Below are 22,957 nucleotides of genomic sequence, written 5' to 3'. Positions count from 1 at the left end.
CTAGTTTTTCGGCGTACGCAGCGCGACGAAGTTGGTGACGCGCCGTGCACCGGCAGCTTTGAGCGTGCGCGCCAGCGCTTCGAGCGTCGCGCCGGTCGTCATCACATCGTCGACGATGCCGACATGCAGACCTTGCACCGGTTTGGCGACTTCGAATGCGCGGCCCACGTTCAACCGGCGCGCGTCCAGGTCGAGCCGTGATTGCGGCGCGGTGTGGATCACGCGACGCAGCAAGGTGGCGTCGCTGCGAATATTGAGCGCGCGGGCCAGCGGCCCGGCAATCTGCCAGGCCTGGTTGTAGCCGCGCTCGGTAAGACGTTTGCTGGCGAGCGGCACCGGCGCGAGCACATCGGGCCGCTCAGATGCTTCTTGCCAGGTGTCTTCAGCCAGACGCGCAAGGCGCTGCGCAAACTCGCGCGCCAGCATCAGCCGCGCGCGGAATTTCAGGCCGAGCGCCAGGGCGTCGAGCGGCTGGCGGTAATCGGCCAAAGCAAAGGTCGCCTCGAAAGGCGGCGGCTCGCCGATGCAATCCGCGCAGCGATATTGCGCACGACCTGCCCAGCGCGTTCCGGACAAAGGAACCGCGCACACCGTGCAACGCAACATGCCTTCGTTCCAATATGTCTCGTCGCAACCGGCGCACAGCGTCTTATGCGACAAATTGCCGCACAGTGCGCACAGGTTCGGCAGCGCGGCGTGCAGCACATGCGGCCATGCCGAATACACGCCGCGCGTGAAGCATGCAAAACGTGTGTTCGAGCCGCCGGAAGACGAAGAATTTTTTCGGAATGGCATGATTGGACCGCCCGCGAAGGCCTTTCAGGCTGAATGGACGGAAGCGAACGAGTATACTTCGTGCTCTACGCCAGTACGACACTCATGCCCCCAACTTCGTCTCAATCTGGCCGTCCGGCCTATGATCCCCGGCGCCTCAGGCAGATTTTCGACCGCCGTGCGGCGACCTTCGACACCGTCGCGTTCCTGCCGCGCGAAATCGCGCAGCGCATGCGCGAGCGTCTCGACTACATCAAGGTCACGCCCGCAAGCGTGCTCGACGCCGGTTGCGGCGCGGGCGAGGACATCCCCGCATTGCGTGAACGCTTTCCCGAGGCACCGGTGTTCGGCACCGACCTGTCGCACGGAATGCTCGGTCGCGCACTGCGTCACGATTCCGGCGACACGAGCTGGCGGCGCTTTCTGCCGGCAACGCTCGGCAAGGCGCTCGGCGCCCGCGGTCCGCGTTTCGCGCAGGCCGACTTTTCGGCTCTCCCGTTCGCGGCAGGTGCCTTCGAATTCATCTGGTCCAATCTCGCCTTGCACTGGCATTCACGGCCCGATCTCGTGTTTCCCGAGTGGCAACGGGTGCTGAAAGTGAACGGCCTGCTGATGTTCAGCACGCTCGGTCCCGATTCGTTGAAGGAATTGCGCGGCGCCTACGCCGAGGTCGAGGCCGCGCACGGTGTTGCTTCGCGCAAGCACGTGATCGACTTTGTCGACATGCATGACCTTGGGGATATGCTGGTCGAGAGCGGTTTCGAGATTCCTGTGATGGATCAGGAAACACTCACTATTACGTATAAGTCGCCCGAGTCGCTGCTCGCGGAGGTGCGCCGCTGGGGCGCATATCCATTCGAGCGCGAGGCCGCCTCGAATGCCGTCGCGCGTAGACTGCACAAGGCTTTGCTGGCGGCGCTCGAAGCCCGTCGGCGCGCCGACGGCACGATCGCACTGACCTTCGAAGTGATCTATGGTCACGCGTGGAAAGCCGTGCCGCGCACCACCGCTGAAGGTCATGGGATTGTGCGGATCGAGGATATCGGACACGGCTCGTCGAGGAGTCGGTGAGGAATCAGTGAAGCGGTAAAGAGGACATCTGTTATGTCTGAAATTACCGCTTCAAAAGACGCGCGAAAGCTGCGTCGAAACGGCGCGGAGGCTTGTCGCACCTGGCTTGTGAGCCGATTGAGGCTTGCTTGTGGATGCTATGGATCACGCCTATAATGCGTCAGTTTGTCGCCCGGAGTTCCCACATTTGGGGCGGCAGGCCCGAGGCGCAGGGCTGCAATATGAAGTGACGCGGCGGTGATTGAGGGGCCGTTCAGCGGTCGCAAGCAATGGCCGCAGGCGGCGATTGGTGGCGGTCTGCAGGGGGGGCAGCGATGGAAGCATCAGATCTGCTGGCGGATTCAGAACCCGTTCTCAAAGACTGGACGATGAAGCGCAACTGTTCATTGTCGCCGCGGCAGTTTATTGGTTTCTACGTATCGCTTGCGTTGTTCTCGTTGGCAATTGCTTTCATGCTGGTTCTGGTCGGCGCCTGGCTGGTGTTGCCGTTCACCGGTATCGAATTGCTGGCGGTGGGCATCGCGTTTGCCATATATGCGCGTCATGCTGTCGATTACGAGCGTGTCCGGCTGTTTCAGAACCGGCTTGTGATCGAGCAGGTCAGCGCCGAACGGCTCACGCAGTTCGAATTCAATCCGCGCTGGGTGCGGATCGAACCGGGTGCAACGCCGCGTGACCAGATCAAACTGGTCTCGCGCGGCCAGACGATCATGATCGGGCAACATCTCGCGCAGTATCGGCGCGCGCAGTTCGCAGGCGAACTGCGTATGTGGCTCACACGTTGCTAGCGAGCGCAGCTGACGTGTTGAGACGCGCGGCGTTCACGGGGGAGCGCGAGACAGCCTGCCAGCGGGGTCGAGGGTTTGAATGGAAATTTTGGGTAAGGAAGCTATGAAAACAATCAAGCGAGCCCTCATGGGTGTGCTGGCGATGAGCGGACTGCTTTTCGCCGGTGCCGCCCTGGCAGTGGGCGATGTTCCGGGCGGCCCTGCCGTCAACGAGATCAATCTCCAGCCGCCTGCGACAAAAATCGCTGAGGAGCTCTTCAGCCTCCACATGTTCATGCTGGTTCTTTGCCTGGTGATCTTCGTCGGCGTGTTCGGTGTGATGTTCTATTCGATCTTTGCTCACCGCAAATCGAAAGGTCACAAGGCTTCGAATTTCCACGAAAGCACCACCATCGAAATCATCTGGACGATCGTGCCGTTCATCATCGTCGTGCTGATGGCGCTCCCCGCCACCAAGACCGTGGTGGCGATGAAAGACACCACCAACGCCGACCTCACCGTAAAAGTCACTGGCTACCAGTGGAAATGGGGCTACGACTACGTGAAGGGCCCGGGCGAGGGCATCAACTTCCTGTCCACGCTGGCCACGCCGCGTGCGGAAACCGATGGCCGTGAGCCGATTTCCACCACGTATCTGCAGGAAGTCGACAATCCGCTCGTCGTGCCGGTCGACAAGAAAATCCGCATCATCACCACCGCGAACGACGTGGTCCACTCCTGGTACGTGCCGGCTTTCGGCGTGAAGCAGGACGCGATTCCGGGTTTCGTGCGCGACACGTGGTTCAAGGCCGATAAGACCGGCACGTTCCGCGGCTTCTGTACCGAACTGTGCGGCAAGGAACACGCGTTCATGCCAGTGGTGGTCGAAGTGCTGTCGGCAGACGACTACGCGAAGTGGGTCGATACGCAGAAGAAGAAAATGGCCGCTGGTCAGGACGACCCGAACAAGACCTACACGATGGCCGAGCTGATGGAGCGCGGCGGCAAGGTGTACGCATCGAACTGCGCGGTCTGCCACCAGCCGACTGGTAAGGGCGCAGGTGCATTCCCGGCGCTGGACGGCAGCAAGATCGCCAACGGTCCGATCGCCGACCACGTCAGCCTGGTGCTGAAGGGCAAGAACGCGATGCCTTCGTGGGCGCCGACGCTGAACGACGTTGAAATCGCTTCAGTCATCACCTACGAACGTAACTCGTGGGGCAACCACACCGGCGACATTCTCCAGCCGAAGCAAGTACTGGACGCACGCAGCGGCAAGCTGCCGGAAGGCGGCAACCATCTGGCCGACGCGGGCGCAGCAGCCAGTGGCGCGGAAGCGGCTTCGGGCGCAGCGGCAGCCTCGGGCGCTGAAGCGGCCGCTGCCGGTTCGGACAGCGCGGCAGCACCGCAGGCAGCACTGCCGGCAAACGTCTACTTCGATACCGGCAAGAGCGTGCTGCCGGCCGACGCGAAAGCGGCGGTCGACGCGGCCGCGGCCTACGCGAAAGCGCACCCGGACGCAAAGTTCACGCTGTCGGGCTTCACCGACGCCACCGGTTCTGCCGAAGTCAACGCGAAGCTCGCGAAGACGCGCGCTGAAGCCGTGCGCGACGCGCTGAAAGCAGCCGGCATTGCCGAAGACCACATCATTTTGAAGAAGCCGGAAACGATCACGGGCGGCGGCGACGCGAAAGAAGCCCGGCGTGTCCAGATCAGCCCGGCTGCCTGACGTGTTCATGGTCAGCACCGCAGTATTCGCATTAGGAGATTGTCATGTCTAGCATCGGACACGATGTAACCGCGGGCCACGAGCACGTGCACGGCGACCATGCCCACGAAACGCCGCATGGTTGGCGTCGTTGGCTGTTCGCAACCAATCACAAGGACATCGGTACGCTGTACCTGATCTTCTCGTTCACCATGTTCCTCTCCGGGGGCGTGATGGCGCTGATGATCCGTGCCGAACTGTTCGAGCCGGGTCTGCAGATCATGCGTCCCGAGTTCTTCAACCAGTTGACCACCATGCACGGCCTGATCATGGTGTTCGGCGCGATCATGCCGGCCTTCGTCGGCTTCGCGAACTGGATGGTGCCGCTGCAGATCGGCGCATCTGACATGGCTTTTGCGCGGATGAACAACTTCAGCTTCTGGCTGCTGCCGGTGGCTGCGGTGTTGCTGGTCGGCTCGTTCTTCGCACCGGGCGGCGCGACCGCCGCGGGCTGGACGCTGTACGCGCCGCTGTCCACGCAGATGGGCCCGGGCATGGACTTCGCAATTTTCGCGATCCACTTGATGGGTGCTTCGTCGATCATGGGCGGGATCAACATCGTTGTGACGATCCTGAACATGCGCGCACCGGGCCTCACGCTGATGAAGATGCCGATGTTCGTGTGGACATGGCTGATCACCGCGTACCTGCTGATTGCCGTGATGCCGGTTCTGGCGGGCGCGATCACCATGGTGCTGTTCGATCGCCACTTCGGCACGTCGTTCTTCAATGCGGCAGGCGGCGGCGACCCGGTGATGTACCAGCATATCTTCTGGTTCTTCGGGCACCCCGAGGTGTACATCATGATTTTGCCGGCGTTCGGGATCGTGTCGCAGGTGATCCCGGCGTTCTCGCGCAAGCCGCTGTTTGGCTATAGCTCGATGGTGTATGCAACATCGTCGATCGCGATTCTGTCGTTCATGGTCTGGGCGCACCACATGTTCGCGACCGGCATGCCGGTGACAGGCCAGCTGTTCTTCATGTACGCGACGATGCTGATCGCCGTGCCGACGGGCGTGAAGGTGTTCAACTGGGTCGCGACGATGTGGCGCGGTTCGCTGTCCTTCGAAACGCCTATGCTGTTCGCGGTCGGCTTCCTGCTGGTGTTCACGTTCGGCGGTCTGTCGGGCCTGATGCTCGCTATGGCGCCGCTCGACATCCAGTATCACGGTACTTATTTCGTGGTGGCGCACTTCCACTACGTGCTTGTTGCGGGTTCTCTATTCGCGCTGTTCTCCGGGTGGTACTACTGGGCGCCGAAGTGGACCGGCTGGATGTACAACGAAACGCGCGGCAAGATCCACTTCTGGGCGTCGATGTTCTTCTTCAACCTCGCGTTCCTGCCGATGCACTTCGTCGGTCTCGCAGGTATGCCGCGTCGTTACGCTGACTACCCGGCACAGTTCACGGACTGGAACCAGGTCATCTCGATCGGCGCATTCGGCTTCGGTCTGGCACAGGTCTACTTCCTGTTCGCGGTTGCACTGCCGGCCTACCGTGGCGGCGGCGAACTCGAAAAAGCTGGCGACAAGCCGTGGGACGGCGCAACGGGCCTCGAATGGACCGTGCCGAGCCCGGCACCGTTCCACACGTTCGAAAACCCGCCGACTGTCGAGTAATCGGTATTCGGTGAGGTTGCCGGCTCCGGCGGCGTGGTTGGAGTAAGTCGCCGCCGGAACCGGGCAGCCACACGAGCAGTGGCGGCACATGTAGTCACGAAAGTATTCAGAAAATCGAGCATGACGCGCAATCCTCAAGAAAGACGTACGCCCGAGCAGGTTCGCGCGGGCAACCGGCGGATCGGTATTGTGATGTTTGTCATCGCCGCGGCCTTTTTTGCGAGCGTCATCATTCATCAGAAGTGGTTCACCTGACGCGGTAGTTCGAGTCTGTGTGCAGGTTTGTTGAGGATTGAGATGTCGACGCAACCGCCGGCTCAGGCCGATCGCTCTTTTAACCGTTCGATGCTGATCAAGCTGTTCGTCGTCGCGTTGATGATGTTCGGTTTCGGTTTTGCGCTGGTGCCGATGTATCGCGCGATCTGCCAGGTCACCGGCATCAACAACCTCGTGCAGCGTGATGCCACGGCGCGTGAGGCGAAGAATACGCAGGTCGACGTGAGCCGCACGATTTCGATCGAATTCGATGCGAATGCGCGCGGCCCGCTGGGTTTCAAACCGGAGCAGCGTAGTCTCGACGTGCATCCGGGCGAAGTGACGACAGTGATGTACGAGGTCAGCAACGAGCAGGCGCGCACGATTCAGGCGCAAGCCATTCCGAGCTACGCGCCGAAGCAGGCAACCGAGTACTTCAAGAAGATCGAGTGTTTTTGCTTTACGCAGCAGACTTTGACTGCGAATCAGACGAAGCGGATGCCGGTGGTGTTCGTGGTCGATCCGAAGTTGCCGAAGGATGTGAAAACGATCACGTTGTCGTACACGTTCTTTGAATTGAATACGCCGGTAGCGGCGACGGCCGGGAGTGCAGCACCCACGGCCAATACGGCAGCAACCGCCGACAATCCCGCCTGACGGTGTTTGCCGCAGGCGAAGGAAAAAGACGTAATGAGCGATAACAGCGGCAGCCCACGCAAGAGCAGTTTCGGTCAGTCGATGAAAGCCGTGTTCTGGTCGTTTTTCGGGGTGCGCAAGCGTCGTGATCTGGAAGCGGACGCAACGCAGCTGAACCCGCTGCATGTAGTCGTAGCGGCATTGATCAGTGCGGCCATTTTCATCGGCGTACTGATCCTGATCGTGCGCGCCGTAGTCGGTTGAGGTAGGTTGGGCTGGCGGGCGCACGCGGAGTACGGGGCGAAGCAGCCTACGAATTAGAGTGAAGCGGTGCGGTATCGACGCGCCGCCGAAGATACAGCCGGAGATTCCGGAACAACTGGACTGAAGTGGAGAATCAAGAATGAGCGGTCAAAACGAGAGCCCGTACTATTTCGTGCCGCATCCGTCGCGGCATCCGATCAGCGCCGCCGCTGGGTTGCTGGTCATGCTCGGATCGCTTGCGGCCTGGATCAACGACCATGACTGGGCGCCGCTCGGCGTCGCCGTGGGTCTGCTGTGGCTGCTCTATACCTTGTGGCACTGGTTCGGCGACGCGATCGCCGAGTCGGAAGGCGGCATGTACGGCAAGAATGTCGACAAGTCGTACCGCTGGAGCATGAGCTGGTTCATCTTCTCCGAAGTAATGTTCTTCGGTGCGTTCTTCGGCGCGCTGTTCTATGCGCGTGAAATCGCACTGCATCAACTCGGCAGCCTCGACTACAAGCTGATCTGGCCGGATTTCTCGGCGGTATGGCCGAACAACGGTCCGGCAGCGCTGGTCTCGACCTTCAAGTCGATGCAGCCGTGGCCGGTGCCGACCATCAACACGGCGCTGCTGCTTTCGTCGGGCGCTACGTTGACGGTTTCGCACCACGCGCTGCGCGAAGATCATCGCAAGAAGGCGATCATCTGGCTGGCGGCTACGCTGGTGCTTGGTGTCTGCTTCCTGTTCCTGCAAGCCTTCGAGTATTTCCACGCGTACAACGAACTCAACCTGACGCTGTCCTCGGGTGTGTACGGTTCGACGTTCTTCCTGCTGACGGGCTTCCACGGTTTCCACGTGTTCCTCGGCGGCACGATGCTGGCAGTGGTGCTGGTGCGGCTGATCCGTGGCCACTTCACGGCGGAACACCACTTCGCGTTCGAAGGCGCCGCTTGGTACTGGCACTTTGTGGACGTCGTGTGGCTTGGGCTGTACATCGTCGTGTACTGGCTGTAACGCAGTTTGGCCTGCATACGTACTGGAGACCGGCCGGTTTCCGGAACGGTGCGCAGGCCGTTCGCGCATCGCCATTCAAAGGCGCGGCGCACGAGCAGTACGCATTTATGCAGCGCCGCCCTCGACCCTGTCAGGGCGGCGTTTTGTTTGGCGGCGTGAAATTTTTTCCGCCGAGCTCAGCGCCCGTAAGGAATGCCGGTTGACTGAATCCAGCCCATCCAGTGAGCGAACAGGATGAACAGGAACAGTGAGATCGACAAACCCACCCGCGTGGCGAGCGACCAGACCATCCGCTTGGTTTTGCCCTTGTCATGCATCATGAAATACAGCGCCGACACCATACTGGCGATGATCAGGACGAAGGCGATCGGAACGAGAATGTGCATGGAACCAACTGAAACCAGAAAGCGCAGAGGCAAGACGTTTATTATCGCACCGCGCGCCGGCGTCTGCCCTAGGTTCCAGACGCTGCCGCAAGCGGTGATGCTGGAGTGCATTCGATGAAATTCCGCCTCATTCCCGCGCTGCTGATTCTGCTGGTGATTGCGGTGACGGTTCGGCTCGGTTTCTGGCAGCGCGACCGCGCACATCAGAAAGAAGCGCTCGAAGCGCACATCACGCAGTTCGAAAATGCGCCCGCGCAGCCCCTGAGCGCCGCGCCGGTCGAACTGAAGGACATCGAATTCCATCGCGTGAAGGCACGTGGCAGTTTCGTCGCGGACAAAGTCGTCTATCTGGATAATCGCCCGTATAACGATCAGCCGGGCTTTTACGTCGTGATGCCTTTTAAACTGACCGACGGCGGTTATGTGCTGGTCAATCGCGGCTGGCTGCCGCGCAACACGAATAATCGCGAAACCATCGCGCCGTACACCACGCCGCAAGGCGAGATCGAAATCGAAGGCATTGCGCGTGCCGATGCCTCGCGTGCTTTCGAGTTGGGGCAGGGCGGATCGGCCGCGCATCAGAAGATCCGTCAGAATCTGGATGGGGCGGCCTACGCTGCGGAAACCGGGCTGCCGTTGCAATCGTTCGTGATCCAGCAATTGAGCGACGACGGCGACAAGCTGGTGCGTGACTGGCCGGCACCCACCACCGGCGTCGAAACTAACTACGGCTACATGTTCCAGTGGTGGGGCATGGCGGCCGCGGCCCTGGCCTTCGGCCTGTACGCCGCGCGCCGCGCCGCGAAGAAAGAGCACGCCCCGAGCGTGTAACGCATCGCCTGCGGTGTCGTGCCCGGAACAAGGGTATCGGAGCCGCGCAATCATTGAAAGAGGTCCTGTAGTGTCGACGCAATCTCCCCGTTCGCCGCAAGCCGGCAAACCCGCAGCTTCGAAAGTGATGCCAGGTCAACCTAATGGCCAGGGATCGTGGAAGCGCGGCCGCTGGATGCTCCTGTTGCTGGCGGTCATCTGTGCCGCGCCGATCGCCGTGTCGTACTTCGTGTATTACGTGGTCAAGCCGGCGGGCGGTAGCACGAGCTACGGCACGCTAGTCGAACCGCAGCGGCCGATTCCCGATTCGCTCGTCGTCACGGGTGAAGACGGCAAGCCGCTCAAGCTCGCGTCGCTACGCGGCCGCTGGCTGCTGATCTCCGTCGACAACAGCGCATGCGACAAAGCCTGTGCCACCAAGCTGTACTTCATGCGACAAATCCGCGCAGCTCAGGGCCCGGAACGCGAGCGCGTCGTCGAAGTGTGGCTGCGCACCGATGCAGGCAATGTGTCCGACGTGATACAAAAGGCCTATCCCGACACCGACATGCTGATTGCCAACCCGGCGCAGGTGTCCGCGTGGCTGCCGACCGACACTGGCACCCAACTCACCGATCACATCTACATGGTCGATCCGAACGGCAATCTGATGATGCGTTTCCCGAAAGATCCGAACCCCAGCAAGATCAAGGGCGACGTGACCAAGCTGCTCAAATGGTCGAGCATCGGCTGATGCCGCAACAAGGGTAAGAAAGATGTTCGTATTGCAATTGGCCCTGATCGGCTTGTGTATCGCGTTGTTGCCGCTGTCCTATGTGTGGGTCAAGGCCGACGACAACAAATTCCGCAAGCTGGTGTGGCTCACCACCTTCCTGACGCTAGACCTGGTGATGTTCGGCGGCTTCACGCGTCTCACCGATTCCGGTCTCGGCTGCCCCGATTGGCCGGGCTGCTATGGCACGTCGTCGCCGTTCATCGCGCACGCAGCGATTACCGCCGCGCATCAATTGATGCCCACTGGCCCAGTCAGCATGACCAAAGCGTGGATCGAGATGATCCACCGTTACTTCGCGATGGCGATCGGTGTGCTGATCATTGCGCAGACGTTGATTGCGTGGACTGCACGTATCAAGCGCCGTCCGTTGCACGTGTCGCCGTGGTGGCCCACTTCGCTGCTGCTGCTGATTCTCGTGCAGGGCGCATTCGGCGCGTGGACAGTGACTATGAAGTTGCAACCGATCATCGTGACGACCCATTTGCTGCTCGGCCTTGCGTTGCTCGGCACGCTCGGCTGGCTGGCTGCGCGCCAAACGCCGCTACCCGCGTATGAGCCCGAAGCCGCACGCTGGCGTGCGGCAGCGATCGCCGGGTTGGTGCTGCTCGTCGTGCAGATCGCATTGGGCGGGTGGGTCAGCACCAACTACGCGGTGCTCGCCTGCACGGACTTCCCGACCTGCAACGGTCAATGGATCCCGCCGATGGACTTCGCGCACGGCTTTCACCTGTGGCGCGCGCTCGGCATGACCGGCGACGGCGACATGATCACGCAAGATGCACTGGTCGCCATCCACTGGACGCACCGCACGTTCGCAATCGTCGTGGTCGCCTATCTGGCGTGGTTCGCACTGAAAATACGCCGATTCGAGTCGCTGCGGCGGCCGGCAAACGGTGTGTTGCTGGTGGTGCTGATCCAGTTCATGACCGGCCTGTCGAACATCGTCCTGCAATGGCCGTTGCCCATTGCGGTCGCGCATAACGGGGGGGCCGCAATCCTGCTGCTGCTGCTCGTTATGTTAAACTTTCGGATCGCTTATAGCCGTCCCGGCCGCGCCGTGTTGCCTGCGCGCGATGCCGCGCCAGCGTGACCCCACATGGACAGCACAACTCTCTCCCAAACGCCCGGTAGCCGGGTCTCCCAGTACATCGCCCTGACGAAGCCGCGCGTCACGCAGCTCGCTGTGTTTTGCGCAGTCATCGGCATGTTTCTGTCGACGCCCGGCATGGTGCCGTGGACCGTCCTGATCGGCGGCACCGTCGGCATCTGGCTGCTGGCCGGTGCGGCGTTCGCCATCAATTGCCTGATGGAACAGAAGATCGACGCGAAGATGCGTCGCACCTCGTGGCGGCCGTCCGCGCGCGGCGAAATCACTACCCCGCAAATCCTGCTGTTTTCGGCCGTGCTCGGCGGGCTCGGCATGTGGACGCTTTACACGTTCGCCAATCCGCTGACCATGTGGCTCACGCTCGCCACCTTTGTCGGCTATGCGGTTATCTATACGCTGCTGTTGAAGCCCGCCACGCCACAGAACATCGTGATCGGCGGGGCCTCGGGCGCGATGCCGCCGGCGCTCGGTTGGGCCGCCGTCACCGGTCACGTGCCGGGCGACGCATGGATTCTCGTGCTGATCATTTTCGTGTGGACGCCGCCGCATTTCTGGGCGCTCGCACTGTATCGCCGCAAAGACTACGAGAACGCCGGTCTGCCGATGCTGCCGAATACGCACGGCGAAAAGTACACGCGCCTGCATATTCTGCTGTACACCGTAATCCTGTTCGCGGTCACGATGATGCCGTTCATCTCCGGCATGAGTGGCGTGGTGTATCTCGCGGCGGCTGGGTTGCTTGGCGCCGTGTTCCTCGCGTATGCGTGGAAGATCTATCGGGAATATTCCGACGATCTGGCGCGTAAGACCTTCCGTTACTCGATCGTTTATCTGTCGCTGCTATTCGTGGCGCTGTTGATCGACCACTATGCGCGCGTCGTGATCGGCGCGTAACACCCCATGCTTACACAACGCTTTGTGCGCACGGCGCGTGCCGCCGCGCGTCTCACCGTGATCGCTTGCGCACTGGGCGGCGCGTTGCTGGTGGCGGGCTGCGGCAAGCAGCCCCCCGCGTTCCAGAACCTCGACATTACAGGCAACACGCAATTCGGGAGCGACTTCTCGCTGCCCGATACGTCCGGCAAAATCCGCACAATGGCGGATTACAAGGGCAAGGTAGTGGTGCTGTTCTTCGGCTACACGCACTGCCCGGACGTCTGCCCGACCACGATGGCCGAGCTCTCGCAAGCGCTCCAACAACTCGGCCCGGACGACGCGAAACGCGTGCAGGTGCTGTTCGTCACCGTCGATCCTGACCGCGACACGCCGGCCCTGCTCGCGCAATACGTGCCGGCGTTCAATCCGACGTTCGTCGGCTTGCGTCCGGCGGATCAGGCGCAGCTCACCAAGATCACGAAAGACTTCCGCGTCTACTACGCGAAAGTGCCGGGTAAGACGCCCGATAGCTACACGATGGATCACACGGCCGCGAGCTATGTGTTCGATCCGGACGGCAAGTTGCGGCTGTTCGCGCGCGACGGCCAAGGCGCCACGCCGTGGGTGCACGATATCAAGCTGCTGCTCGATTGATGCCTTGATGCAAACGGGCGCGTGCGTTTGCTGCGCGCCCGTATTCAATTTCCTTCGCTGCAATCCTCAGGCCGGTATCGGCAAATTCATTCCCGGCGCTAGCCGCGTCGCCTTGAACTCCGTCACCTCGTAGCGCGCGAGCTTCTGTTCGGCGAACGGGTCGCTGGCGAGAATCTCATCCAGCTTATCGCGCTCGATGCGCACCGCCAGAATGATGCCGCCGTCGCGCGGCACTTTCGGCCCGGCCGCAACGAATACGCCTGCTTCGAATTGTTTGGTCAGAAACGCGCGGTGCGCTTCCAGCACATCGTCGACGCGTTCGAGCGATGCGGTGTAGGTAAGATTGATGACGTACATGGGCGTTCTCGTAAGCGAATGAATGGGCCACCAGGGTTCGCGGCGTCGGTCTTCCATTATCTGTCACCGGACGATTCGTTGTTGTGCACGGTCAACGTCGGCACATCTCTCTCCGCGCCGTAGCAGGAGCATAACCATATGCGATCGCGATATTTCCCATCTCGCCGGGCATATGAGAGCATTTACGGTCCAGTTGGCGGCGCGTTCACAAGACGCTTCCCGCCGGCTTCCACCCGAATCTGACATCGATCAGAAAAAGCGAGAATCACATGCAGCGCAGAAACATCCTTAAAGCCCTCTCAGCCGTAGTCGCCGGCGCGGCGATCGTCACCAGTTTCGGCGCGCATGCCGACGACAAGGTCATCAAAGTTGGCACCATCGGCGGCCCGGATGCGCAGATCTGGGAAGTCGTCACGAAAGTGGCGAAGCGCGAAGGTCTGAACGTGAAGGTCGTCGAATTCAACGACTACGTGCAGCCGAATGCCGCACTGGACGCGGGTGACCTGGACGCCAATAGCTTCCAGCATCAGCCCTACCTCGACAGCCAGGTCAAGCAACGTGGCTACAAGATCGTCAACGCTGGTCTGACATACATTTCGCCGCTCGGCATCTATTCGAAGAAGCTGAAGTCGCTGAAGGATCTGGCGCAAGGCGCGAAGATCGCAGTGCCGAACGACCCGTCGAACGAGAACCGCGCGCTGTTGCTATTGCAGGCGCAAGGCGTGATCAGGCTGAAGGCCGGCGCGGGCACGAACGGCAATAACGCAACGCCGCTCGACGTCGCCGAGAATCCGAAGAAGATCAAGCTGGTCGAACTCGACGCAGCACAACTGCCGCGCTCGCTGTCGGATGTCGACGCTGCCGCGATCAACACGAACTTCGCGCTGGCCGCCGGTCTGCAGCCGACCAAAGATGCGATCGCGCTCGAAGACATCCGCAGCCCGTACGCGAACCTGATCGCCGTGCGCGCGCAAGATAAGGACAAGCCGTGGGTCAAGAAGCTGGTTGCGGCTTACCAGTCGGAAGACGTGCGCCAGTTCATCAAGACGCAGTTCAAGGGTTCGGTGGTGCCGTCGTTCTAAGCGAACGACCCTACAGCTCCAACTCCCATCGCTCGATCGTCAGATCCTTGCCGAAGCGCCGCTCCGCCGTCGTGCAGACGAGCTGGAAGCCGGCGCGTTCGCATAGCCGGCGCGGCTCATTGAGCGTGCTGGCAGTCGTCAGCGTGAGCTTGGTGTACCCCGCGCGTCTGGCGAACCGCGCGCATTCGCTCAGCAACTGCGTGCCGATGCCAAGACGCTGGACGTCCGGCTCGACCCATAACAGCCGCACACCGGCTACCGTCGTCGAGACCCCGACGATGCACGCCGAGCCGACCACCACACCTTCCTGATCGGCGACCCAGCACATCTCGCGCACAGGATCCCTGCGTTGCGCGTAATCGGCGACGACGCGCGCAAGCAAGCCTTCGAACGATTGATCCCAGCCGTATTGCGCGGCGAACCACTGTGCCTGCCGATGCACAAGCCAGCCACTCTCGCCGGCACGCGGTTGCCGAAGAATCACGAGCTCGTGCTGCGGCTTACTGTCGAGCAGCCGCTCGATCACTTTCATCGCGGCGATCAGTTGTTCCTGGGAGAGTGTCGTGAGGCTGTTCAGCAGCGCCGACACTTCTTCGATCGCCGCCTTATCGAGCGGTGCGTAGGCTGCGTGGCCGTTGTCGGTGAGGGCAATCAGCGACTGGCGCGCGTCCGTGTCGGACGGGCGCCGTGTAATCAGATTGCGTCGTTCGAAGCTGGTCAGAAGGCGGCTGAGGTAGCCGCTGTCGAGGCCAAGGTTGCGTCCAAGCACAGAGGCCGTCTGCGCGCGTCCGCGAGACAGTTCATGCAGAACGCGCACTTCCGTCAGCGAGAAGGCGCTCTTTGCCAAATGCTCATGTAGCGCGCCAATGTGCTGGGTATAGAAGCGGTTGAAATGGCGGACGGCCTGAGCGCGCCGCAGCGCCTCGGAATCTGTCAAATGCTGCTCCCCGGGAAATTTTATGGCTTCCTAGCCAGCACTATATTGGAACGTATCTCATTAAAAAAGCCACGCGACGATGGAGTACATCCGACTGGTATCAGAAAGGTACTGATTTTCGCGAGCCCACTCAGGCCATGAGGACCAGGGTGGTCCGCACGGATGCCCACTGGCATGTCGAATAGGGGTAAATCCCGATCCCTGAAATCGACCCTCCAACGCCCGTAAATTCCCCTCTGAAGCTTATTCGGCAAGGCTTTCCGCGAGATCATGCCAACATGGGACCAATCAATTGACTGGTATTATGTTGGTTATATAATGGGCTCTAATTTTCGTAGGCCGCATTCTTCGAGACGACCGCCGGAGCCCCATGGAAACTCGCTGGTCCGCACTGATGCCTGACGCTCGCAACGTCACGCCGCTCTATCTGCAGCTTGCGCGCAATCTGGCGACGGCGATCCACTGCGGCGTGTGGTCGGCGGGTGAAGCGCTGCCTTCGGAGCGCACGCTCTCGGATGCAATCGGCGTGTCGCGCATCACCGCGCGCAAGGCAATCGAGCTGCTGGTCGAGCAAGGCTTGATCCGGCGGGCGCGAGGCGCGGGCAGCTTCATCACACCGCGCGTGGAAGACCCGCTATCGCGGCTTACCGGCTTCACGAAGAAAATGCAGCAACGCGGTTTCCGACCCGATTCGGTATGGCTCGAGCGCGATATCCGCGCCGCCAACCGTGATGAACTGGTGCATCTCGGCCTGTCGCCCGGTGCGGCGGTGACGAGTCTGCGGCGCCTGCGGCGCGCGGACGGCATCGTGATGGCGGTTGAGCATTCGGCTCTGCCGGCGGCGATCGTGCCTGATCCGCAGGCCATCGGCGTCTCGCTTTACAGCTATCTCGAACAACGTGGCGCCGCCGTCGTGCGCGCCTTGCAACACTTTCGCGCGGTCAACGCTTCGAGCGAGATCGCCTCGTTGATGGATATCGAACCGCGCTCGGCGCTGCTGGTCATTACCCGTATCGGGTATAGCGCGGACCAGCGTGCGATCGAACTGACCGACACCTATTGCCGCGACGATTACTACGACTTTGTCGCTGAGTTGCGCACCTGAGAGCGGCCGCGCCGCCCGGCGTCGCGTGCAGCGCCATCGGGCGCAATTCAGCCACACCCCGCATTACGCCTCACCAGAGAGAATCATGCTGACCGGAAACATACTCACCACCGATGGGTGGATTCACGGCACGCTCGAATATGAAAACGGCCGCATCACGGCACTGACCGGCGAACGCGCCGATCCGTCGAAGAACGACGCGCCGTACATTCTGCCCGGCTTCATCGATCTGCACGTGCATGGGGGCGGTGGCTCCGACGTGATGGAAGGCGATGACGCGATCGAAACTATCACCCGCACGCATGCGCGTTACGGTACGACCAGTTTGCTCGCCACCACCATGACCGCACCGCGCGACGAACTGATGAGCGTCGTCGCGGGTTTGGGCAACAACGCGCGTATTCGCACGCCAGGCGGTTCACGCGTGCTCGGCGTCCATCTGGAAGGCCCGTACATCAATCCCGGCAAGCTCGGCGCGCAGCCGGACGCCGCCGTGTCGGCGGTCATGGACGAAGTGCTGAAGTATCTGTCGATCGCACCGATTCGCGTGGTCACGCTGGCGCCGGAAATCGCCGGCCACATGGAGATCATCTCCGAGATGGCGGCGCGCGGCGTGCGCGTGCAGCTCGGCCATTCGCTCGGCACTTACGACGACGCCGTTGCCGCACTCAAGCATGGCGCCTGCGGTTTCACGCATCTGTTCAACGCGATGTCGCCGCTGCATCACCGCAATCCCGGCCTTGTCGGCGCCGCGCTCGCGCACGCCGAATTCGCCGAAATCATTCCCGACTTGCTGCACGTCCATCCGGGTGCGATCCGCGCGGCGCTGCGCGCGATTCCGCGCCTGTACGTGGTGACGGACAGCACCTCGGCTACCGGCATGCCCGACGGCGAATACCGTCTCGGCAGCCAGCATGTGACGAAGTGCCTCGGCGGTGTGCGTCTTGCCGACGGCACGCTCGCCGGCAGCACCCTGACCATGGATCAGGCGCTGCGCAATCTCGTATCGATCGGTTTGCCGATCGCCGATGTTTCAAACCGTTTGTCGCGCTACGCCGCCGACTACCTCGGCATCGAAGACCGCGGCCGCATCGCGCGCGGTGCATGGGCCGATGTGGTCGTGTTCGATCGTGAACTGGCGTTGACCGCGACATACGTCGAAGGAGAAGCAATTGTCGAATATGCTTAAAGAGGCGCTGGCGTCCGCTGAAACGGTCGCCGCGCAACTCGCGGAAACCTCGCACGTCGAGGCGCTGGCGGCGAAGCTCGCCCAGCAACCGCGCCATGTCGCGCTGACGGTCGCGCGCGGCAGCTCGGACCATGCAGCGAGTTACTTCGCAAGCCTGACGATGAGCCGCCTCGGCGTGCCGGTCGCCTCGCTGCCGATGTCGGTCGCGACGCTCCAGCAGGCGCCGCTGCAAGTGCGCGATCAACTCGCGCTGGCGTTCTCGCAGTCGGGCAAGAGCCCTGATCTGGTCGGCACGATGGAAGCGTTGCGCAATGCCGGTGCGTTGACGGTGGCCGCGGTGAATGCGCCGAGCTCGCCGCTGGCGGACGCATGTGAATTTCATCTGCCGCTCGTCGCCGGTCCGGAACTGAGTGTCGCGGCCACCAAGAGCTACATCGCCATGCTGTCGATTTCCGCGCAACTGGTCGCGCACTGGCAGAAAGACGATGCGTTGCTCGGCGCGTTGACCACGCTACCCGACGCGCTGCAAGCCGCCGGCAAGCTGGACTGGTCGAAAGCGGTGGACGAATTGCGCGGCATTGAACGCATGATCGTGATCGGCCGCGGTCTGGGTCTCGCGATCGCGCAGGAAGCCGCGCTCAAATTGAAGGAAACCTCCGGCATCCAGGCCGAAGCGTTTTCGAGCGCGGAAGTGCGGCACGGTCCGATGGAACTGATCGATCGCGACTATCCGCTGCTGGTCTTCGCACCGCGCGGTCCGGAGCAAGCCGGCTTGCTGCAACTCGCGCGCGACATGCAGGCACGCGGCGCCCGCGTGCTGCTCGCCGCGCCGGACGACGTGCCCGAAGCGAGCTTGCCGCTCGCCACTACCGCTCATGCGGCGCTCGACCCGATCGCCGCGATCCTGTCCTTTTACGTGATGGCCGCCGGCCTTGCCGCCGCACGCGGGCGCAATCCTGACGCGCCACGCCATCTCAACAAAGTCACCGAAACTCACTGACGAGAAATCAGATGCGACGTGTCGAGGAGTCCCGCTTGATGAGCCATTCTGAAGGCCATATTGTTTTGCTCGCGCCGATGACCGGTCCGGTCGTGCCGCTGGCGAACGTGCCCGACCCTGTGTTTTCGGGCGGCATGTTCGGCGACGGTATCGGCATCGATCCGATCGAGGGGCGACTCGTCGCGCCGTGCGACGGCATCATTACCCATCTCGCGCGCACCGGTCATGCGGTGACGCTCGCGACGGCCGAAGGCGTCGAGATTCTGCTGCACATCGGCATCGATACGGTCGAGCTGAATGGCAAGGGCTTTGCGCCGATGGTCGCGCAAGGCGTACAGGTGCGCACTGGCGACGTCCTGATCGAATTCGATCAGGACCAGGTCGCGCTGAACGCGCCGAGTCTCGTCTCGGTGATCGCGATTGCCAATTCGGACGCATTCGAGATCGTCGAGCGTGCGCCGGGCGGCATGCTGAAGGCAGGCGAAACACCATTGCTGGTGCTCCGCGCTCGCGATGGCGATGCGGCGCATGCATCGCGGCAGGCGAGTGCGACCAACGTTACCGAAGAAGCCCGTCAGCAAGTCACGCTGGTTCACGCAGGCGGTTTGCATGCGCGGCCAGCTGCGCGCGCTCGTGAAGCGGCGCGTGGTTTCGATGCGCGCGTCGAAGTGCGTTACGAAGGGCGCAAGGCGGCGATCGAGAGTGTGGTCGGTTTGCTCGGTCTGGGCGCCGGCGTTGGCGCGACTGTCGAGTTGCTCGGCGTTGGTCCGCAAGCCAAAGCCGCGATCGAGGCCATCGCTCGCGAATTGACGCGTGAAGCGCACGGCGAAGTCGAAGAAAAGCCGGCGCGGCAAAGCTCGCCGGCGCCGCAAGCTGTTGCGCGCGCTGCCGGCGAAGCGCTCGCGCCGAATACGCTCGCGGGCGTGTGTGCGTCACCAGGCGTCGCGGTCGGCAAGCTGGTGCGCTGGGACGATGCGGATATCGATCCGCCGGAAAAGGCGAACGGCACGTCGGCGGCTGAAAGCCGTTTGCTCGACAAGGCGATTGCTACTGTCGACGCCGACCTCGGTACGACAGTGCGCGATGCGTCGCAACGCGGTGCGGTGGGTGAGGCGGGCATCTTCGCGGTGCACCGCGTGCTGCTCGAAGATCCGACTCTGGTCGACGCCGCGCGCGATCTGATCAGCCTCGGCAAGAGCGCCGGCTTTGCATGGCGTGAAGCGATCCGCGCACAGATCGCCATCCTGACGAATATCGAAGACGCGCTGCTCGCCGAACGTGCCGCCGATCTGCGCGACATCGAAAAGCGTGTGTTGCGCGCGCTCGGTTATACGAATGCGGCGGCGCGCACGCTGCCGGAAGAAGCGGTGCTGGCGGCTGAAGAGTTCACGCCGTCGGATCTGTCGTCGCTGGATCGCACGCGTGTCACCGCGCTGGTGATGGCGCGTGGCGGTGCCACGTCGCATGCGGCGATTCTCGCGCGGCAAGCGGGCATTCCGGCGCTGGTGGCAGTCGGCGATGCCTTGCATGCGATTCCGGAAGGCACGCAGGTCGTGGTCAACGCCACCACCGGCCGCCTCGAATTCGCGCCAACCGAGCTCGATGTCGAACGTGCGCGTCTTGAGCGTAGCCGCCTTGCCGGCGTGCGCGAAGCGAACCGTCGCACGTCGCAACAGGCTGCGGTGACGTCCGATGGCCGGGCGATCGAAGTTGCCGCGAACATTGCCACGCTCGACGACGCGAAAACCGCTGTTGATAACGGCGCCGATTCCATCGGCCTGCTGCGCACCGAACTGTTGTTCATCCATCGCGCCGCAGCGCCGACCACCGACGAACACCGTCAGAGCTACCAGGCCATCGTCGATGCATTGAACGGCCGCACGGCGATCATTCGCACGCTGGACGTCGGCGCGGACAAGGAAGTCGATTATCTGACGTTGCCTTCCGAACCGAATCCGGCGCTCGGCCTGCGCGGCATCCGTCTCGCACAAGTGCGCCCGGATCTGCTGGACGATCAGTTGCGTGGTCTGCTGGCGGTGCAACCACTCGGCGCCGTGCGCATCCTGCTGCCGATGGTCACGGATGTCGGTGAATTGATCCGCATCCGCAAACGCATCGACGAATTCGCTCGCGAATCGGGCCGTACCGAGCCGATCGAAGTCGGCGTGATGATCGAAGTGCCGTCGGCCGCGTTGCTCGCCGATCAACTGTCGCAACACGCGGATTTTCTGTCGATCGGCACTAACGATCTGACGCAATACACGCTTGCCATGGACCGTTGCCAGGCCGATCTCGCGGCGCAAGCCGACGGCTTGCACCCGGCCGTGCTGCGCCTGATCGCGGCGACCGTGCAGGGCGCGAACAAGCACGGCAAATGGGTTGGCGTATGCGGCGCACTGGCGGGCGATCCGCTGGCCGTGCCGTTGCTCGTCGGCCTCGGCGTGACCGAGCTCTCGGTGGATCCGGTGTCGGTGCCGGGCATCAAGGCGCGAGTGCGCAACCTCGATTATCAGCTGTGCCGTCAACGCGCCCAGGATGCCCTGGCGCTGGAATCGGCGCAGGCGGTAAGAGCAGTGAGCCGCGAAACCTGGCCTTTGGACTGAACTCCACACAGTTCGCAACCAGCTTCGCTCAGTAACCCCGTAAAGCTAGAACTCAACGACGACCGTCGACAACGAGACAAGGATTGGAGGTATCAATGGATGGGAATCCGTTTCTGAAGATTCAGCGCCTGGGACGCGCGCTGATGCTGCCGATTGCAGTGCTGCCGGTTGCCGGCCTGCTGCTGCGACTGGGCCAGCCCGATGTGTTCAACATCAAGATGATCGCCGACGCCGGCGGCGCGATCTTCGACAACCTGCCGTTGCTGTTTGCAATCGGCGTGGCGGTCGGTTTCGCGAAAGATAACAACGGCGTGGCGGGTCTCGCGGGTGCGATCGGTTATCTGATCGAAATCGCGGTGATGAAGGACATCAACGACAAGCTCAACATGGGCGTGTTGTCCGGGATCGTGGCGGGTATCGTCGCGGGCTTGCTGTACAACAAGTACAAAGATATCAAGCTGCCAGACTACCTCGCATTTTTCGGAGGGAAACGCTTCGTGCCGATTGTCACCGGCGTGGTCTGTCTGGTGATAGGCATTGTGTTCGGCTACGTGTGGCAACCGGTGCAAGGCGTGATCGATACGGCCGGCCATTGGCTGACCACCGCGGGTGCGCTCGGCGCGTTCGTGTTCGGTGTGCTGAACCGTTTGCTGCTCGTCACGGGTCTGCATCACATCCTCAATTCGTTAACGTGGTTCGTGTTCGGCACCTTCACGCCGCCGGGCGGCGTCGCGGTGACTGGCGACCTGCATCGCTTCTTCGCAGGCGACCCGACCGCGGGCACGTTCATGACGGGCTTCTTCCCGGTCATGATGTTCGGCCTGCCGGCCGCGTGTCTGGCAATGTTCCATGAAGCGCCGAAGGAGCGCCGCGCCCTTGTTGGCGGCCTGCTGTTCTCGATGGCCCTCACGTCATTCCTGACGGGCGTGACCGAGCCGATCGAGTTCAGCTTTATGTTCCTCGCACCGGTGCTGTATGTGATCCACGCGCTGCTGACGGGTCTGTCGCTCGCGATCTGCTCGGCGTTAGGCATTCACCTCGGCTTCACGTTCTCCGCCGGCGCAATCGACTACGTGCTGAACTACGGCCTGTCGACCAAGGGCTGGTGGGCGATTCCGATCGGCCTCGTATATTCGGTGGTGTATTACGGCCTGTTCCGCTTCTTCATTCGCAAGTTCAACATGGCGACGCCGGGCCGCGAACCCGCCGCCGAAGGGGAACAGATCGAGTCGTTCACGGAAGGCGGTTTCGTTTCGCCGGTTGCCGGCGCAGCCGTGCCGCGTGCACAGCGTTATATCGCCGCGCTGGGTGGTGCGTCGAACCTGTCGCTGGTGGATGCCTGCACGACGCGTCTGCGTCTGTCGGTGGTCGACGCGAACAAGGTCTCGGAAAGCGAACTGAAGACGATCGGTGCGCGTGGTGTGCTCAAGCGCGGCTCGACCAACGTGCAGGTGATCATCGGACCGGAAGCAGACATCATCGCTGATGAAATTCGCACGGTGATCGCGCAAGGCGGTGGCGATGCGGTGAAGCCGGTGATTGCTGCTGCACCCGCTGCTGCTGCAGCGCCTGTGGCGGCTGCAAGCGGTGCTGAAAGCGGTCCGCTCGACCCGGATCCGCTGCGTTGGCTCGCCGTGTTCGGCGGCGCGGGCAACGTCGTATCGCTGGATGCGGTGGCGGCAACCCGTCTGCGTATTGTGGTTCGCGATCCGTCGGCGGTCGATCGTCAACGTCTGGCTACGCTCGATACGGCGTGGGTCTCGGCGGACACGTTCCACATCGTAGTGGGCGACGCAGCCCAACGCTACGCTGCACAACTGGCGACGCGTCTGTCGTCAGCGGGCGGCGGCGCAACGCCTCTGCCTGCGTGAAGTAACGTTAAGGCGCGGCCTGCGCCGCTCCA

23 protein-coding genes are annotated in these 22,957 nt (G+C 62.3%); 19 read left to right on the top strand and 4 right to left on the bottom strand.

Going from position 1 to position 22,957, the window contains the following annotated elements; all coding sequences use genetic code 11:
* Nucleotides 1–795, bottom strand: a complete 795-nt coding sequence (locus PQQ52_RS18540; protein WP_408214161.1) for a phosphoribosyltransferase family protein — start codon at nt 793–795, stop codon at nt 1–3.
* 84 nt (nt 796–879) lie between these two features.
* On the opposite strand from PQQ52_RS18540, the gene PQQ52_RS18535 reads away from it, so the two are divergent.
* From PQQ52_RS18535 to PQQ52_RS18500, 8 genes are all read left to right on the top strand, one after another.
* Complete coding sequence (locus tag PQQ52_RS18535; RefSeq protein ID WP_408214158.1) at nt 880–1,845, top strand: methyltransferase domain-containing protein; 966 nt, start codon at nt 880–882, stop codon at nt 1,843–1,845.
* Nucleotides 1,846–2,159: 314 nt separating this feature from the next.
* Nucleotides 2,160–2,633, top strand: a complete 474-nt coding sequence (locus PQQ52_RS18530) for a DUF2244 domain-containing protein (RefSeq protein ID WP_408214155.1) — start codon at nt 2,160–2,162, stop codon at nt 2,631–2,633.
* 79 nt (nt 2,634–2,712) lie between these two features.
* Complete coding sequence (gene coxB, locus PQQ52_RS18525) at nt 2,713–4,341, top strand: cytochrome c oxidase subunit II (RefSeq protein WP_408214152.1); 1,629 nt, start codon at nt 2,713–2,715, stop codon at nt 4,339–4,341.
* A 44-nt stretch (nt 4,342–4,385) separates the two neighbouring features.
* Entirely contained in the window at nt 4,386–5,999 is a 1,614-nt protein-coding gene (gene ctaD / locus PQQ52_RS18520) for a cytochrome c oxidase subunit I (protein ID WP_408214149.1), read from the top strand.
* A gap of 120 nt (nt 6,000–6,119) precedes the next feature.
* The gene (locus PQQ52_RS18515; RefSeq protein ID WP_211607278.1) at nt 6,120–6,254 is read left to right on the top strand and encodes a cytochrome oxidase small assembly protein; all 135 of its coding nucleotides are present in this window, start codon (nt 6,120–6,122) and stop codon (nt 6,252–6,254) included.
* A 42-nt stretch (nt 6,255–6,296) separates the two neighbouring features.
* A complete protein-coding gene (locus tag PQQ52_RS18510; protein ID WP_408214147.1) occupies nt 6,297–6,911 on the top strand; it encodes a cytochrome c oxidase assembly protein in 615 nt (204 codons plus the stop codon).
* 33 nt (nt 6,912–6,944) lie between these two features.
* Nucleotides 6,945–7,154, top strand: a complete 210-nt coding sequence (locus tag PQQ52_RS18505) for a DUF2970 domain-containing protein (RefSeq protein WP_408214144.1) — start codon at nt 6,945–6,947, stop codon at nt 7,152–7,154.
* A 139-nt stretch (nt 7,155–7,293) separates the two neighbouring features.
* Nucleotides 7,294–8,151 carry a cytochrome c oxidase subunit 3 gene (locus tag PQQ52_RS18500; RefSeq protein WP_408214141.1) on the top strand — a complete coding sequence of 286 codons (858 nt, stop codon included), beginning with the start codon at nt 7,294–7,296 and terminating at the stop codon, nt 8,149–8,151.
* Nucleotides 8,152–8,327: 176 nt separating this feature from the next.
* Here PQQ52_RS18500 and PQQ52_RS18495 read toward each other — a convergent pair whose 3' ends face one another.
* Nucleotides 8,328–8,537 carry a twin transmembrane helix small protein gene (locus tag PQQ52_RS18495; protein ID WP_007179452.1) on the bottom strand — a complete coding sequence of 70 codons (210 nt, stop codon included), beginning with the start codon at nt 8,535–8,537 and terminating at the stop codon, nt 8,328–8,330.
* 114 nt (nt 8,538–8,651) lie between these two features.
* On the opposite strand from PQQ52_RS18495, the gene PQQ52_RS18490 reads away from it, so the two are divergent.
* From PQQ52_RS18490 to PQQ52_RS18470, 5 genes are all read left to right on the top strand, one after another.
* Entirely contained in the window at nt 8,652–9,368 is a 717-nt protein-coding gene (locus PQQ52_RS18490; protein ID WP_408214138.1) for an SURF1 family protein, read from the top strand.
* Nucleotides 9,369–9,438: 70 nt separating this feature from the next.
* Nucleotides 9,439–10,101 (top strand): SCO family protein, encoded by a 663-nt coding sequence (locus tag PQQ52_RS18485; RefSeq protein ID WP_408214136.1) that lies wholly within the window; start codon nt 9,439–9,441, stop codon nt 10,099–10,101.
* Nucleotides 10,102–10,123: 22 nt separating this feature from the next.
* Complete coding sequence (locus tag PQQ52_RS18480; protein ID WP_408214133.1) at nt 10,124–11,233, top strand: COX15/CtaA family protein; 1,110 nt, start codon at nt 10,124–10,126, stop codon at nt 11,231–11,233.
* A gap of 6 nt (nt 11,234–11,239) precedes the next feature.
* Nucleotides 11,240–12,145, top strand: coding sequence for a heme o synthase (gene cyoE / locus PQQ52_RS18475; protein ID WP_408214131.1), 906 nt, complete (start codon nt 11,240–11,242; stop codon nt 12,143–12,145).
* A gap of 6 nt (nt 12,146–12,151) precedes the next feature.
* Entirely contained in the window at nt 12,152–12,781 is a 630-nt protein-coding gene (locus PQQ52_RS18470; protein ID WP_408214128.1) for an SCO family protein, read from the top strand.
* 66 nt (nt 12,782–12,847) lie between these two features.
* On the opposite strand, the gene PQQ52_RS18465 is transcribed toward PQQ52_RS18470, so the two are convergent.
* Nucleotides 12,848–13,138, bottom strand: coding sequence for a YciI family protein (locus PQQ52_RS18465; RefSeq protein ID WP_408214126.1), 291 nt, complete (start codon nt 13,136–13,138; stop codon nt 12,848–12,850).
* A 269-nt stretch (nt 13,139–13,407) separates the two neighbouring features.
* On the opposite strand from PQQ52_RS18465, the gene PQQ52_RS18460 reads away from it, so the two are divergent.
* Nucleotides 13,408–14,220, top strand: a complete 813-nt coding sequence (locus PQQ52_RS18460; RefSeq protein WP_408214124.1) for a MetQ/NlpA family ABC transporter substrate-binding protein — start codon at nt 13,408–13,410, stop codon at nt 14,218–14,220.
* Between the two features lie 10 nt (nt 14,221–14,230).
* Here the strand turns inward: PQQ52_RS18460 and PQQ52_RS18455 are convergent, their stop codons facing one another.
* On the bottom strand, nt 14,231–15,157 hold the full coding sequence (locus tag PQQ52_RS18455) for a bifunctional helix-turn-helix transcriptional regulator/GNAT family N-acetyltransferase (protein WP_408214122.1): 927 nt from the start codon (nt 15,155–15,157) through the stop codon (nt 14,231–14,233).
* A 370-nt stretch (nt 15,158–15,527) separates the two neighbouring features.
* Between PQQ52_RS18455 and PQQ52_RS18450 the strand changes: the two genes are divergently transcribed.
* The 5 genes from PQQ52_RS18450 (at nt 15,528) to nagE (ending at nt 22,925) form a co-directional block, all read left to right on the top strand.
* Nucleotides 15,528–16,262 (top strand): GntR family transcriptional regulator, encoded by a 735-nt coding sequence (locus PQQ52_RS18450; protein ID WP_325046263.1) that lies wholly within the window; start codon nt 15,528–15,530, stop codon nt 16,260–16,262.
* An 85-nt stretch (nt 16,263–16,347) separates the two neighbouring features.
* Entirely contained in the window at nt 16,348–17,451 is a 1,104-nt protein-coding gene (nagA, locus tag PQQ52_RS18445) for an N-acetylglucosamine-6-phosphate deacetylase (protein ID WP_325046262.1), read from the top strand.
* Nucleotides 17,444–18,451 carry an SIS domain-containing protein gene (locus PQQ52_RS18440; RefSeq protein ID WP_408214405.1) on the top strand — a complete coding sequence of 336 codons (1,008 nt, stop codon included), beginning with the start codon at nt 17,444–17,446 and terminating at the stop codon, nt 18,449–18,451. Before nagA ends, PQQ52_RS18440 begins: the two co-directional genes overlap by 8 nt.
* A 38-nt stretch (nt 18,452–18,489) precedes the next feature.
* Nucleotides 18,490–21,054: a phosphoenolpyruvate--protein phosphotransferase gene (gene ptsP, locus PQQ52_RS18435; protein WP_408214118.1), complete on the top strand. Its 2,565-nt coding sequence runs from the start codon at nt 18,490–18,492 to the stop codon at nt 21,052–21,054.
* Nucleotides 21,055–21,149: 95 nt separating this feature from the next.
* Entirely contained in the window at nt 21,150–22,925 is a 1,776-nt protein-coding gene (nagE, locus tag PQQ52_RS18430) for an N-acetylglucosamine-specific PTS transporter subunit IIBC (RefSeq protein WP_408214115.1), read from the top strand.
* The last annotated feature ends 32 nt before the right edge of the window (nt 22,926–22,957 follow it).

The organism is Paraburkholderia sediminicola (genome assembly GCF_046030555.1).
Lineage (GTDB): Bacteria > Pseudomonadota > Gammaproteobacteria > Burkholderiales > Burkholderiaceae > Paraburkholderia > Paraburkholderia sediminicola_E.
Note: the sequence above shows the minus strand (reverse complement) of the source record. Positions and strands in the feature narration are given on the sequence as shown.

What these genes read in the sequence shown, in the direction of transcription:
- PQQ52_RS18540 (WP_408214161.1), bottom strand. Translation starts at nt 795, where the DNA reads ATGCCATTCCGAAAAAATTCTTCGTCTTCCGGCGGCTCGAACACACGT.
- PQQ52_RS18535 (WP_408214158.1), top strand. Translation starts at nt 880, where the DNA reads ATGCCCCCAACTTCGTCTCAATCTGGCCGTCCGGCCTATGATCCCCGG.
- PQQ52_RS18530 (WP_408214155.1), top strand. Translation starts at nt 2,160, where the DNA reads ATGGAAGCATCAGATCTGCTGGCGGATTCAGAACCCGTTCTCAAAGAC.
- coxB (WP_408214152.1), top strand. Translation starts at nt 2,713, where the DNA reads ATGGAAATTTTGGGTAAGGAAGCTATGAAAACAATCAAGCGAGCCCTC.
- ctaD (WP_408214149.1), top strand. Translation starts at nt 4,386, where the DNA reads ATGTCTAGCATCGGACACGATGTAACCGCGGGCCACGAGCACGTGCAC.
- PQQ52_RS18515 (WP_211607278.1), top strand. Translation starts at nt 6,120, where the DNA reads ATGACGCGCAATCCTCAAGAAAGACGTACGCCCGAGCAGGTTCGCGCG.
- PQQ52_RS18510 (WP_408214147.1), top strand. Translation starts at nt 6,297, where the DNA reads ATGTCGACGCAACCGCCGGCTCAGGCCGATCGCTCTTTTAACCGTTCG.
- PQQ52_RS18505 (WP_408214144.1), top strand. Translation starts at nt 6,945, where the DNA reads ATGAGCGATAACAGCGGCAGCCCACGCAAGAGCAGTTTCGGTCAGTCG.
- PQQ52_RS18500 (WP_408214141.1), top strand. Translation starts at nt 7,294, where the DNA reads ATGAGCGGTCAAAACGAGAGCCCGTACTATTTCGTGCCGCATCCGTCG.
- PQQ52_RS18495 (WP_007179452.1), bottom strand. Translation starts at nt 8,537, where the DNA reads ATGCACATTCTCGTTCCGATCGCCTTCGTCCTGATCATCGCCAGTATG.
- PQQ52_RS18490 (WP_408214138.1), top strand. Translation starts at nt 8,652, where the DNA reads ATGAAATTCCGCCTCATTCCCGCGCTGCTGATTCTGCTGGTGATTGCG.
- PQQ52_RS18480 (WP_408214133.1), top strand. Translation starts at nt 10,124, where the DNA reads ATGTTCGTATTGCAATTGGCCCTGATCGGCTTGTGTATCGCGTTGTTG.
- cyoE (WP_408214131.1), top strand. Translation starts at nt 11,240, where the DNA reads ATGGACAGCACAACTCTCTCCCAAACGCCCGGTAGCCGGGTCTCCCAG.
- PQQ52_RS18470 (WP_408214128.1), top strand. Translation starts at nt 12,152, where the DNA reads ATGCTTACACAACGCTTTGTGCGCACGGCGCGTGCCGCCGCGCGTCTC.
- PQQ52_RS18465 (WP_408214126.1), bottom strand. Translation starts at nt 13,138, where the DNA reads ATGTACGTCATCAATCTTACCTACACCGCATCGCTCGAACGCGTCGAC.
- PQQ52_RS18460 (WP_408214124.1), top strand. Translation starts at nt 13,408, where the DNA reads ATGCAGCGCAGAAACATCCTTAAAGCCCTCTCAGCCGTAGTCGCCGGC.
- PQQ52_RS18450 (WP_325046263.1), top strand. Translation starts at nt 15,528, where the DNA reads ATGGAAACTCGCTGGTCCGCACTGATGCCTGACGCTCGCAACGTCACG.
- nagA (WP_325046262.1), top strand. Translation starts at nt 16,348, where the DNA reads ATGCTGACCGGAAACATACTCACCACCGATGGGTGGATTCACGGCACG.
- PQQ52_RS18440 (WP_408214405.1), top strand. Translation starts at nt 17,444, where the DNA reads ATGCTTAAAGAGGCGCTGGCGTCCGCTGAAACGGTCGCCGCGCAACTC.
- ptsP (WP_408214118.1), top strand. Translation starts at nt 18,490, where the DNA reads ATGAGCCATTCTGAAGGCCATATTGTTTTGCTCGCGCCGATGACCGGT.
- nagE (WP_408214115.1), top strand. Translation starts at nt 21,150, where the DNA reads ATGGATGGGAATCCGTTTCTGAAGATTCAGCGCCTGGGACGCGCGCTG.